Genomic DNA, 13147 nt, shown 5'->3' with positions numbered 1-13147 from the left:
GGCGCTTAGTTGCGCCGCTCAACGATATACCGGGCCAGCTCACGCAAAGGCTCAGCCGCCGCGTCAAACGGTCGCAGCGCATGCAGAGCCTGATCGCGCAGTTCCAGGGCGTAGGCCTTGGCGGCGTCGAGGCCGAGCAATGCCGGGTAGGTTGGTTTGTCACGAGCGATGTCAGCGCCCTGGCGTTTGCCGAGGGTTTCGGTATCGCTTTCGACGTCGAGAATGTCGTCCTGCACCTGAAACGCCAGGCCGATGGCCTGTGCATAAGTCTGCAGGGCACGCAGTTCGTCTTTCTCGGCACGGCCGCTGGCCAGAGCGCCGAGTTTGACGCTGACTTCGATCAGCGCGCCGGTCTTGTGCCGGTGCATCTGTTCGAGGGCTTTTTGATCGAGCTTGAGGCCGACCGAGCCGAGGTCGATGGCCTGGCCGCCAACCATGCCCGCCGGGCCGGCAGCCTGCGCCAGCGCGGTGACCATTTGCAGACGGATATCGCTGCTGCAATCGCTCAGGCGCGGATCGAGCAGGGCGCTGAAGGCCAGGCTCTGCAAACCGTCACCGGCGAGAATCGCGCAAGCTTCATCGAATTTTTTGTGGGTGGTCGGCTGGCCGCGACGCAGATCGTCATCGTCCATCGCCGGCAAATCGTCGTGAACCAGCGAATACGCGTGGATCAACTCAACCGCGCAGGCCGCGCCGTTGGCTTGCTCAGCCTTGCCGCCCAACGCTTCGCAGGCAGCATAAGCCAGCAGCGGACGCACGCGTTTGCCGCCGTTCATCACGCTGTAGCGCATGGCTTCATAGAGGCGTGCGAGCTCTGGCAGCGGCGCATTGAACAGGGTTTCCAGAGCCGCATTGACGCGGTTCTGGCTGGTCGCCGTGTACGCTGCAATCATTCTGGCTGTTCCGCGTCGAAGGGTTCCTCGGCGAGTTCGCCATCACGCTCCAGCAGCACTTGCACCTTCTGCTCGGCTTGCGCCAGCGCTGCCTGGCAATCACGGGTCAGACCGATGCCCTGCTCGAAAGCGGTCAGCGAGTCTTCCAGCGACAATTCACCGTTCTCCAGACGCTCGACCAATGTTTGCAGGTCGGCGAGGGACTGTTCGAAATCCAGTGCAGCTTTTTTGCGGGCCATGGCGGCGATTTCCGGTTGACGTTAAACCGGCGCGACACTAGCAGATAGGGGGGTTGTGGGCAAATGAGCAGGGCGATGCGCGCCAGAACAAATGATCCTTTGTGCAGGATAAAGATCTTCTCTGACTGAAAAGATCCCTTGTGCAAAACAAAGATCGGATCTGAATACAAAGATCCCTTGTGAGAACAAATATCCTTTGTGGCGAGGGGATTTATCCCCGTTCGGCTGCGCAGCAGTCGTAATCAATGCTGACTCGGTAGACCTGAAAGTAGGTGCTCGTAGCTTTTGGGGCTGCTGCGCAGCCCAACGGGGATAAATCCCCTCGCCACAGGTGGGCATTGTCAGTGCTAATCCGGATAGCGGATTTGATAGCGCGTGCTCCGGCCACCTCCCGGCAGGCGCTGCAAGCATTCTTTCTCCAGCAACTCCGCAAGATGCCGGGTCGCCGTGGCCTTCGACACTTTCGCCACCGTCTGATACTGCCCGGCACTGATACCGAGCTCAAAACCCCGCTCACCGCCGTCGAGCAAACGATTGAGTACTTTGATCTGCTCCACCGACAGTCCGGACTCGCGATGCGCCTGCCAGAACCGCGTCTTGCCCAGCACACTTTCAATCCGCGTGATGGCTTGTTGCAGACTGCGCAGCAACGTTTGCAGAAACCACGTCAGCCATTCAGTGATATCCAGCGAAGCTTTCTGGCTCGACTCCAGCACTCTGTAATACCCGGAGCGGTCATCCAGAATGCTCGCCGACATGGCGTAAAAACGAATGGCTTGCGCCTCGCCTTGAGCCAACGCCAGATCAGTGATCGTGCGGGTCAGACGACCGTTGCCATCGTCGAACGGATGCAAGGTGACAAACCAGAAATGCGCGATGCCCGCCCGCAACATCGGATCGAGCGCTGTTTGATGCTGGCTGGCCTCAAACCACTGCAGAAATTGTTCAAGTTGATCTTCAAGTCCCTCGCGCGGTGGGGCTTCGAAATGTACCGTCGGACGATCAATTCTTCCTGACACCACCTGCATCGGCTCATCCCCGCGTAGCGCGCCGACCCGCAATGATCTTGAAGTGAGCTCGGTGTCCTGGTCAGGAAACAACCATCTGTGCCATTCCAGCAAACGCTCTGAGCTAAGTGGTTCTGCGAATCGCCGGGTGGCATCCAGCATCAATTGCGCCAGACCTTCACTGCGTTGGCTGACGTTATCACCATCGATCAACGCCACGCCCAAACGTCTGGCCAGCGACGAACGCACCGAGCCGACGTTCAGTTGCTCCCCCTCAATCGCCGAGGAGGTCACGATGTTTTGCAGCAAGGCATCCAGCTCAGCCTGCGCCCCCAAGGCGTTACTCACCGAACCGGCCATGCCCATTAACTGACCTTGCGCCTGCACACACTCGCGCAACAACGGCGTCAGGCGCTCTGCCTGCCAGTTGAAGTCGGGCCAGTCGGGCTGCTGCCAGATCCACTGAGTTGCCATTTGTGACTTGTCCTCAAATGCGTGAGCCGAATAGAAAGGCTATTCGGCTCATTTTGTGAGCCGAATATGATCCCTAATCGGCTCACCGTCCACCGTTTGGCCAGTTTCCTACAGCTATCGCACCTGTATCCGATTGTTAAAAAACCACCAAATGGCTAATCTTCGCGCCTTCTACGACCCGACAGTCACGGGTCTTTCAGACGAAACGCAGTTTCACCGCTGTGAAGTACCGAGGATCGGGTGCAAGGTTTCGTTCAGGCATGGCAGGAGGCATCACATGCGTTCACTTCTTTTGCTGTTGATCGGCCTGGCCTGCGCGCCAGTGCTGTGGGCCGCGCCGACTGCCGAACTGTCTGAACCGGTCGGTGGCTGGCGCTATCACGGCTTGCTCGATCGTACGGAAAACCCGCAAGTCGCCTACCCGACGCCGCCGATCGATCGCGGCATCCAGCGCAATCGCACGATGATCCAGGGTCAGCTCAAAGCTATCGGGCATCAGCGCCCGCCACACAGCCTTGCGGTAAATGGCAATCCACTGAATCTGTACACCGACGACCAGGGGCGTTTCGCCCGGCCGTATGCGTTCGGCGCCGGCTCCAACAGCGTCGAGGTGATGAGCGCCGAGGGCCAGTCGCTGAAGCGCGTGCAATTTTATGAAGCAAACAATTTGCGCACGCCGGCGCGAATTCGTCTTGTCTTGGGATGGGACGATCCGAAAGCCGAACTCGATCTGCACATTGTCACGCCCGACGGTCAGCATGCGTTCTGGGCGCAGCCGGCGCTGAGCAATGGCGGCGGGCTCGACCCGGATGGCGTCGATGGCCCCGGCCCGGAAATGTTCACCATGACTGCGCCGTTGCATGGTACCTATCTGGTTTACGTCAACTATTGGGGCAACTTCGGCAACGGCGGCTATAACTTCGAGGAGACCAGCAATCAGAACGAGGTGATCACCTCGCAAATCACGCTGGTGCTCAACGAAAACACCGTCGACGAAAAACGCGAAACGTTCATCGTGCCCCTGCGGGCGATCGGTGATCTGCTGCTGGTAAAGACTTTCAACTATTAATAAGCATCCCGCTGCACGGATGAAATCGGGCTTTGAAAAGATGAGCGAAAACACTGTGACTTCGGCTGTCGACACGCCAGCGGCGAAACCTTCGCGGCGCTGGCCATTGCTGCTGGCCGGGTTGTGCCTGGTGGCTGGCGTGGCGGGTGGTTTTGGCTGGCTGTTGCTCAAACCCAAGGCGCCGCCAGCGGAATTGGCCAGTGACAAGCTCGGTCTGAGCCGCCCGGACGCGCTGCTCGAAACACATTCCCTGAGCCAGTTGCCCAAAGACTTGCTGACCGTGCCGTTCCTCAAAGCCACGCTCACCGAAGATTTCGTCTTCTATTACGAAACCCACGCCGATCGTCTCGGCCTGATCGGTAGCCTGCGCCGGATCATCTACGAGCATGATCTGAAGTTGCAGGACAGCCTGATCGAGCAGCTTTTCGATCAACCAGCCGACGTGGCGCTGTGGCGCGGGGCGGATGGTCGCCTGAAGGATTTCCTGTTGGTGATGGATCGCGGCGGTCTGGCCAAATTGCTCGAGCCGCTGGCGAAGGTCGCACTGGATGACACGCAACTCAGCCAGATTGCCGAAATCAAGGTCGGTGGCGACACCGTGCCGCTCTATCAGTTGACTTACAACGCGAGCAAAGCCCTGCTGTTCGCTTCTCACGGCGACAAACTGGTGGTGCTGTCCAACCCGACCAAGTACGACGACCCGGAAAGCGGCGCCTCCGAAGAGTCGGGTCACGTTTCACCGCAGGCATTCGCGGCGCTGCTCAACGGTGAAAAACTGTTCCCCGAAGCCTTCGGTCTGCCAGCGAAAACCCCGGAAACCAAACAGCGTCTGTCGGTCAATTCCAGCGTCCTCGCCATGGGTTATCAGCGCTTCATCCCGAACTTCGCCGGGCTGCGTTTCGACATGGACGACAAGGGCTGGCACAGCTACCTCGCGATGGACGAACTGGAAAACCAGCCGGACTTCGATTTCAAACCGGTCTGGCAGGCGATGCCGCTCGGCGCCAGTGCCTGCGTGACCTTGCCGGTCGCGGCCGAACCGCAAAAACCGCTGCTGGTAAAACTCGGTGCCGAAGAAGCCGTGGCGCAAACCCTCACCGAACACGTGGCCGGCGCGGCAGGCCTGTGCTGGTATGCCGATTCGCGTTTGTACACGCCGCTGTTGGTCGTCAGTCTGAAAGATGAAGACAGCGGCAAACTCGACGGCGACCTCGGCAAATTGTTCGGCTCGATGGTCGGCGCGTTTGAGTCCAATGTTGAAGAAAACGTATTCCCGGTGGTCGAGAAACAGGAAGGCCAGAACCACGTCTGGCAGCGTCAGGTCAGCTCCAACTTCGGCCCTTACGCAGCCAAAGATGCCGAGAACCCGGAGGCTATTTCCGGCAAGGCTTTCATGAAAGTCAGTCTTGCCCGTCACGGTTCGACGCTGCTCTTCTCCCTCGATGACAAACTTGTCGACAAGGCACTCGGCACCCTCGACAAACGCTTCCCGCCGATGGCCGACGTGCTGCCCAAAGATGTGCTGATGCCGATCTACTTCGGCCCGGATTCGATGGCGCAACTGATGCAGCAGGAAACCCTCGAAAGCCTGCCGCAGGACATGGAACCGGTGTTTTACAACGCCGCGCAAACCTACCTGATCCCGAAACTGCGCACCCTCGGCGGCTACGGCAAATATGCCCTGACTTTGCCTGAAGGCAGCGAGCCTGACGGCCACTGGCAGTGGCTGCCGCTGGAGTGGAAAGCGCTGTGACGACACTGATCCGCAGTCTCGGCTTGCTCGCACTGTTACTCAGTGCGGGTGCCCGAGCCGTCGAAGCCCCCGCGCTGGATCCCGCGCAATCCCAGGTGTTTCGCGCCTGGTTCGTGCGCATCGCCCAGGAGCAACTCAGCCAAGGCCCGAGCCCGCGCTGGTATCAACAGGATTGCGCCGGGCTGGTGCGTTTCGCCGCCAACGAAGCGCTGAAAGTCCACGACGATAAATGGCTGCGCAGCAATGGCCTGTCCAATCGTTATCTGCCGCCGGAGCTGTCGCTGACCGATGACCAGCGCAAGCTCGCCCAGCAATGGCAGCAGGGTGGCGGCAAGGTCGGGCCTTACGTCAACGCGATCAAACTGATTCAGTTCAACAGCCATCTGGTCAGCCGCGACGTGTCGCAGGCGCGGCCGGGTGATTTGATGTTTTTCGATCAGGGCGACGACCAGCACCTGATGATCTGGATGGGCCGCTACATCGCCTATCACACCGGCACCACCACCCCGACTGACAACGGCATGCGTTCGGCAAGCCTGCAGCAACTCATGACATGGAAGGACACCCGATGGATACCCGACGCAGCCAACCCCAACTTCATCGGCGTCTATCGACTGAACTTTCTCTCCCAATGACCGGTGCCCGCATGTTGCGTTTCCTGCCCCTACTGTTGGTATTAGCCCTGCCTTTTTCGGCGGTGAATGCCGAAGATACCGTCGAGCCGAGCGGCTATACGCCGGTCTCCGGTGAGAGCTTTTTCCTGCTTGCCGACAGCAGTTTCGCCAGTGATGAACAGGCAATGGTTCGACTCGAAGCGCCGGGCCGCGATTACCGTCGATTCCGCATGGAGCCGTATGGCGGCGCCGACATTCGTGTGTACCGCATCGACAAGCCGTTGGACTTCCTCAAGCGCCAAAAGAACTTGCACCGTGTGGTCAGCGACGGCCAGTTCAAGGGTGAAGGCCTGTCCAACACCCTCGCGTACCTGTGGGATAACTGGTACCGCAAATCCCGTCGGGTGATGCAGCGCGCGTTCTCTTATGAGTCGCGCAAACAGGTCACCGAAGAAGTGCCGGAACTGAAGATGGGCAACGCCATCGCCGCACCGACGCCGTACGACGCGCAGCCGCAATTTGCGTTGATTCCGGGTCTGCCGGTGGTCAGCCAGTTCCGCTATCCGTTGTGGCAGGCCAAGCCGATTCAGCCACCGGAAGGTGTGAATCTGACGGGGTCTTCCAGTGATTTCGTCAGCGTCGCACCGGGCAACGTCTACATCCCGTTGGGCAATCTGAAACCCGGTCTGTATCTGGTCGAAGCGCTGATCGGCAAGTACCGCGCGACCACCATGGTCTTCGTTTCCAACACGGTGGCAGTGAGCAAAATTGCCGGCGATGAATTGCTGGTCTGGGCCGCACGCAAACATGAAGGCAGCTCGGTGCCGAAGGTCAATGTGCTGTGGACGGATGGCCTCGGTGTGATGAGCAGCGGCGCGACCGACACTGATGGTTTGCTGCGCCTGAAACACGTCAGCCCTGAGCGCTCGTTCGTCATCGGCGAGGACGAAGAGGGCGGGGTGTTTGTCTCCGAAAACTTCTATTACGACAGCGAAATCTACGACACCAAACTCTATGCCTTCACCGACCGGCCGCTGTATCGCCCGGGTGATTGGGTATCGCTGAAGATCGTTGGCCGTGAGTTCAAGAATGCGCGGGATTCGGTGTTGCCGGGGGCGGCGGATGTCAGCGTCGCGGTGCTGGATGCGACGGGCACCGAGTTGCAGCACCTCGATTTGAAACTCGATTCGAAGGCCGGCACTCAGGGCCGCTTCCAGTTGCCGGACAACGCGGTGGCGGGCGGTTACGAGATTCGTTTCAACTACAAGGATCAGGCCTACAGCAGCGCTTTCCGTGTAGCCGAGTACATCAAGCCGCACTTCGAGATTTCGCTGAGCCTGGCCAAACAGGATTACCGCACCGGCGAACCGGTGAAGGGCAGTCTGGTGCTGCTGTACCCGGACGGCAAACCGGTGGCCAACGCCAAACTCACTCTGAGTCTGCGCGCCCAACAACTGTCGATGGTCGACAACGAACTGCAATACCTCGGGCAATTCCCGGTGGAACTGACCAGCACCGAACTGACCACCGACAGCAAGGGCAACGCGACCCTCGACCTGCCGGCCGCCGACAAACCGAGCCGCTACATGCTCACCGTGTTTGCCAGCGATGGCGCGGCGTATCGGGTCAAGACCACCAAGGAAATCCTGATTGACCGTGGCGCCGCAAGCTTCCGCTTGAGCGCGCCGCAACGCTTCAGCGCGGTCGGCGACAAGGTTGCGTTCAGCTACGCCAACGAGGGCGGCAGCGAGCAGAGCAAAGCGGTGACGCCGAGCACTTATGGCTGGGTGCGTCTGGAAGACCAGAGCACGGGCGAAGGCAAACTTGCGGCGACTGACAAGGGTTTCAGTCTGGCCTTCGATCGTCCCGGCACTTACAACCTGACGTTGAAAGACCAACACGGTCGCGTGCTCGGTGCCACCGGGCATTCGGTCACCGGCGATGGCGTCAAAGCAGTGCCAGGTACCGTGGAAATCGTCCTCGACAAACCTGAGTACAAGGCTGGTGATGAGGCGCTGGCGCTGATCACGTTCCCGGAGCCGGTCAGCGATGCCTTGCTGTCGCTGGAACGTGACAAGGTCGAAGCCACTGCGCTGCTGGCCAAGGGTGGCGACTGGCTGAAGCTGGAAAAACTCAGCGACACCCAATACCGCGCGCGCATCCCGGTGAAAGACAACTTCGCGCCGAACCTGACCTTCTCCGTGCTCTACACCAAGGGTGGTCAGTACAGTTTCCAGAACGCCGGGATCAAAGTCATCGCGCCGCAAATCGACGTGGCGATCAGCACTGACAAACAGGTCTATCTGCCGGGCGACACCGTCACGGTTGACCTCACCACGCAGTTCGCCGGCAAAGTGGTACCGGCGCATCTGACCGTCAGCGTCGTCGACGAAATGGTCTACGCGCTGCAACCGGAAGTCGCGCCGACCATCGACCAGTTCTTCTATCACCCGCGCCGCAACAACGTGCGCACCAGCGCCAGCCTGTCGTTCATCAGTTATGACGTCGCGCTGCCGGGCAGTCCGGGTGCGCCGGGCAAAGCCAACCGCAGCGAACGAGGAGTGAAAGTGCTGGAGCGTCCGCGTCGTGAAGACGTTGACACCGCCGCATGGCAACCGGAGTTGTTGACCGGCGCCGACGGCAAAACCCGCTTCACCTTCAAGATGCCAGACTCGCTGACCCGCTGGCGCATCACTGCCCGAGCGATCGCCGACGACGGTCAGGTCGGGCAGAAGAAGCAGTTCGTGCGCTCGGAAAAACCGCTCTACCTGAAGTGGAGCGGGCCGAGCAAATTCCGCAAAGGTGATCAGCCACAGCTTGGTGTGTTCGCGTTCAGTCAGGCCGAGAAACCAGTGAAGGCTGAATTGGTCACTCACTACGCTGGCACCGAACAGCGTCTGCCGGTGACTTTGAACAACGGCATCAATTACCTGCCACTGCCAGGGTTCGCATTGGCTTCCGGCGAATGGACTGCGGAACTGGTGCAGGACGGTAAAACTGCTGATGCCTTGGCTGTACGCCTCAGCGCGACGGGTGATGGCTGGCAAGTGACGCAGACGCAAAGTCTCGACGTCGCCAGCGGCGATACACCGTTAAGCCTGCCAGCGGATGCCACCGATATTCGCCTGCGCCTGGATGACAGTCCGCAAGCGCTGTTCCGCTCGGCGCTCGATGATCTGCTCAGCTATCCGTACGGCGGCGTCGAACAAACGGCCAGCCGCTTGCTGCCGTTGAGCATCGCTTATCCATCGCTGGCGTCGAACCCGCAGATCCGCGATCGCTTGCGCCTGATCATGCAAAACAGCCGCCTGCGTCTGGTGCAAATGGCCGGGCCTTCGGCGAGTTTTACTTGGTGGGGCTACGACGGTGAGCCGGATGCGTTCCTCACCGCTTACGCCTATTACGCCGACTTCAACGCCAGCCAAGTGCTGGAACTGACCTTGCCGCCGGAGCACTGGCAGCGAGTGTTGGAGGTTTACGCCAAACAAGCGCCGAACACGCCGTTGCTGCAGCGCGCGTTGATTCTGTCGTTCGCCAAGCAGATGCATCTGCCGGTGAATACGTTGCTGACAGGATTGATGGAGGATCTGGCCAAGGCTGGTGAAGGCAATGCCGAAACCATGCTCGACGATGGCCAAAACAGTTTGGTGATGAGCGATCCGGATTCAGCGCTCGGTCTGGCGGCGGCGCGGGTGTTGACCGCAGCGTTGGCTGCGCAGTCGAAAGTGACCTTGCCGGAAGCCTTCAATCGTCAGGTGGGCGCTGCGCAACAGCGTCTGTCGGTGAGTTCGCAGCCATTTGCCGAAGCGCTGAATGTGTCGCTGCAACCGTTCGATCAGGCGCGCGCGCAGGCATTGTTGCAACGTCTGTTGCCGCAGCAATCGACCTTGGAGCGAGCGCTAGCGCTGACCTGGCTACAACGCAGCATCGCTCAAGCCTCGCCGACCATCGCGCTGACGCCGGGTGAAGGCTGGAAGAAAAACTACGGTGCAACCGGTGAGATGTACTGGACGTGGCAGGGCACGACGCCGGTGCCAAGCGTGTTGACGGTTTCCGGTACTCAGGAGCGTCCATTGCGCGCGGCGCTGAGCTTCCAGACTCAGCAGCCGGCAGTCGATCCGATGGCCGTGACCATCACCCGTCGTCTGTCGCGACTGGTGCCGGGCGACGAAGCATTCACCTTCAAACTGGAGCCGGTCGGCAGCAAGCCGTTGTCCAGCGACAGCCTGTATCTGGACGAAGTGATCCTCACCAGCAAAGCGCCGAAGCCGCTGCGTTACGGCATGCTCGAAGTGCCGTTGCCGCCGGGTGCCGATGTCGAGCGTACGACGTGGGGCATCAAGTTGCAGGGTAAGGACGGCACTGAGCCGAGCGCGCTGGAGAAGGCGCGCTTCGAACCGGGACAGCTGGCTTACGCGGTGCCGGTGGATGCGCTGAGCGGCGAGTTGCGTCTGCGTCATCTGGTGCGTTTCTCGCAGAAAGGCCAGTTCAATCTGCCGCCGGTGCGCTTCACCCAGATTTACGCGCCGCAGCATCAGGCCCAGGAAGCGAAAGCCGCGCTCGGTCAGGTCACGGTCAACTGACATGACCCGCTCGCTGCTGTGGCTGATGTTGTGTGTGATGCCTGCGCTGGCGACGGCGCAGGATGAGCCGCTGCGTCTGGCTTATAAAGGCGAGTTGTTGTCGCTGAATCACACGCAGTTGATTGCTCGCGAACCGTTGCCACCGACGCTGGACACGCCCCTGGGCAGTCTGTGGAAGTTGTTCGTCTACGCGTGGCTGGTGGATACCGTCGCGCACGAACCGGCATATGAATGTCGTGGGCAGTCGAAGGAAGAGGTTTATTGCTGCACGGCGGGCGGCAAGATCGAGCGTGATCAGGCGTTGGTGAAGTCTTGCGGGTTGTATTTCGAGCCTTCGCGGTTGGGGATCGCGGCTGGGGATTGGCGTGCTTATTGGCAGGCGCGGCAGGCGCCGTCGTGGCTGCTGGATTTGCCATCGGTGCAGCCAGCTCAACGCGTTTCCGTTGTCGAGCTACTTAAGGTGTTGGCGACTTTGCCTGCACAGGATCAGGCGCGGCGGGTGCTGCTCGATGTACTGCTTAATGCAGCGGACGGCAATGTCGTGGGTGAACTGGGCGGACGTCTACGGGTGAAAACCTGGAGTTGGCTCGGCGATCGGGATCCCCAGTCACGGCAGGGTGGTTTCGCCGGTTGGACGGCTGACGGCTCGCCGCTCTGGGCGGGCGGGCGCGGCACCAGTCAGATGGTCTTGCGTCATTACGCGCAAGCGCTGTCGACGGTTTTGCCAATTACATGGCCGGCGGAAGCGGGGCGCTGTGTTGAAGTCGGCCTGTTTTCGAAATATCCGGTTTCGAGGGTTTTAGCGGGCGAACGTATCGCGGCATCGGGTTCATTAAAGGGTGACTACCGTGTCGAGTTCGCCAACGGCAACGCGCTGGATATCCACAGCGACGGCGAACTGTTTCTGCTCAACGACAAACTCGTCGCCCGCGTGGATCGCGAAGAATATGTCGCCCGAGTCCTTGAACGCGAAGCCAAAGCTGACCCCGCCGAAGCTGCCAAAGCACTTGCCGTCGCCATTCGCACCTATCTATTGCAGAACGCGACGCGCAATGGCGATTGCCTGAGCATTGATGACAGCAGCAATCGGCAGCGAGTTGCGCCGCGTCCGGCCTCTGTCGAGTCGCGCAACATTGCCGCGTGGACAGCCGATCTGGTGTTGGCCGGCAGCACCGTCACTTATCACTCGGATCAGCCCGGCCCGGACAAACTCTCTTGGCAGCAGGCTGTCGAGCAGGCGAATGCGGGGCAACGATATGACGCGATTTTGCTGCACGCCTATCCGCGCGCCAGCCTCAGCCGTTGGGATAACCCGATTGCTTCTTGCCAAGCATTGCCCGCCGCACAGGACTGGCTGCAAAAACAGCGTCGTGGCTGGCGGCCAAAACTGGACAGCGAAACCGGCTACAACGAAGTCAGCACATTTGCCGTGTGCAAACTCGCGTTCGGACGACCTTACGTCGACCGCGAACGCCAGCGCATTTATGTGCGCGGCGTGCTGACCTTGCAGGATCGCCTCGATCTGACTCACGAATATCTGCACCTGGCCTTTGAAGCACACCCCAATGGCCAGGATGAAACCTACATCGAAGGGCTCGCCCGTCACCTTTTGCTGGAATAGACCATGACACTCCGTTATCCACAGGTCTTGCTGCTGCTCTGTGCCTTTAATGTGCTGCCCGTGGCCATGGCTGCCGACAGCGTCAAACTCGACACGCCGGTCGGTGGCTGGCGCAGCGGCGCGCCCGAAGGCGAGGGCGAAAGTTTTCGTCAGACCGTCAACTACCCGGCCTCGTCAGTGAACACGCCGATCGGCCAGGCCAAGACCGCGCGCATCAGTGGCGAGATCAAAGCCACGCCGAAGAGCAACGAGCCCGGCCGATTGATTGTCAACGGTGTGAGCATGCCGTTGAAGATCGACGAATCCGGACGCTTTGACCGACCGTTCTCCTTCCCCAATGGCAGCAACAGTGTCGAAGTGCGCAGCCCCGACGGACAACAACGCCATCGCACGCAGTTTCTCAACACCAGCGGCGGCGCGACCCCGGCCAAGCTTCGCGTTTTATTGGCATGGGACAGCGACGGTACCGACCTCGACCTTCATCTGGTGACGCCCGATGGCGCGCACATCTGGTACGGCAATCGCGTCGCGCCAAACGGTGCAGCGCTGGATGTCGACGTCACCACTGGTTACGGCCCGGAAATCTTCGCCATGCCGGCACCGATCAAGGGTCAGTATCTGGTTTACGTGAATTATTACGGCGGTGGCTATCGCGGAGATGAAGAGGGAGGGGATGACGCGGTGCAGCCGTTAACCACGGCGCAGGTAACGGTGATCACCGAAGAGGGAACACCGAGCGAGAAGATGGAGACGTTCCTTATCCCGATGCGCGCGGTGGGAGAGTTGACGCTGGTTAAGTCGTTTAGCTATCCGTGAGGCTCAGGTACAGCGATCGCAGCTTATATATAGAAGAGCAGGGCTACGAAGGCCGACCCCTTGGGGTCGGCCTTCGTG

Annotated in this window: 9 protein-coding genes; 6 read left to right on the top strand and 3 right to left on the bottom strand. The window is 60.2% G+C overall.

What is annotated here, in order from left to right:
- Positions 1-5 precede the first annotated feature (5 nt).
- The 3 genes from ispA to AD669_RS23860 all read right to left on the bottom strand — a co-directional run bounded on the left by ispA (position 6) and on the right by AD669_RS23860 (position 2613).
- Positions 6-893: a (2E,6E)-farnesyl diphosphate synthase gene (gene ispA, locus AD669_RS23870; RefSeq protein ID WP_053124236.1), complete on the bottom strand. Its 888-nt coding sequence runs from the start codon at positions 891-893 to the stop codon at positions 6-8.
- Positions 890-1132 (bottom strand): exodeoxyribonuclease VII small subunit, encoded by a 243-nt coding sequence (locus tag AD669_RS23865; protein ID WP_003228627.1) that lies wholly within the window; start codon positions 1130-1132, stop codon positions 890-892. Before AD669_RS23865 ends, ispA begins: the two co-directional genes overlap by 4 nt.
- A 347-nt stretch (positions 1133-1479) precedes the next feature.
- Positions 1480-2613: a Fic family protein gene (locus AD669_RS23860; RefSeq protein ID WP_053124234.1), complete on the bottom strand. Its 1134-nt coding sequence runs from the start codon at positions 2611-2613 to the stop codon at positions 1480-1482.
- 277 nt (positions 2614-2890) lie between these two features.
- Here AD669_RS23860 and AD669_RS23855 point away from each other — a divergent pair, with 277 nt between their 5' ends.
- From AD669_RS23855 to AD669_RS23830, 6 genes are read left to right on the top strand one after another with little or no spacing between them, the layout of a single operon-like run.
- Positions 2891-3682, top strand: a complete 792-nt coding sequence (locus tag AD669_RS23855; RefSeq protein WP_053124232.1) for a YfaP family protein — start codon at positions 2891-2893, stop codon at positions 3680-3682.
- A 40-nt stretch (positions 3683-3722) separates the two neighbouring features.
- Positions 3723-5435, top strand: a complete 1713-nt coding sequence (locus AD669_RS23850; RefSeq protein WP_053124333.1) for a DUF2138 domain-containing protein — start codon at positions 3723-3725, stop codon at positions 5433-5435.
- The gene (locus AD669_RS23845; RefSeq protein ID WP_053124230.1) at positions 5432-6070 is read left to right on the top strand and encodes a DUF1175 domain-containing protein; all 639 of its coding nucleotides are present in this window, start codon (positions 5432-5434) and stop codon (positions 6068-6070) included. Before AD669_RS23850 ends, AD669_RS23845 begins: the two co-directional genes overlap by 4 nt.
- A complete protein-coding gene (locus tag AD669_RS23840) occupies positions 6067-10632 on the top strand; it encodes an alpha-2-macroglobulin (protein WP_082341492.1) in 4566 nt (1521 codons plus the stop codon). Before AD669_RS23845 ends, AD669_RS23840 begins: the two co-directional genes overlap by 4 nt.
- 1 nt (position 10633) lies before the next feature.
- Positions 10634-12253, top strand: a complete 1620-nt coding sequence (locus tag AD669_RS23835) for a DUF2300 domain-containing protein (RefSeq protein ID WP_053124229.1) — start codon at positions 10634-10636, stop codon at positions 12251-12253.
- A gap of 3 nt (positions 12254-12256) precedes the next feature.
- Entirely contained in the window at positions 12257-13069 is an 813-nt protein-coding gene (locus tag AD669_RS23830; protein ID WP_053124227.1) for a YfaP family protein, read from the top strand.
- Positions 13070-13147 lie beyond the last annotated feature (78 nt).

Source organism: Pseudomonas sp. P1.31, from assembly GCF_001269815.1.
Lineage (GTDB): Bacteria > Pseudomonadota > Gammaproteobacteria > Pseudomonadales > Pseudomonadaceae > Aquipseudomonas > Aquipseudomonas rustica.
Note: the sequence above shows the minus strand (reverse complement) of the source record. Positions and strands in the feature narration are given on the sequence as shown.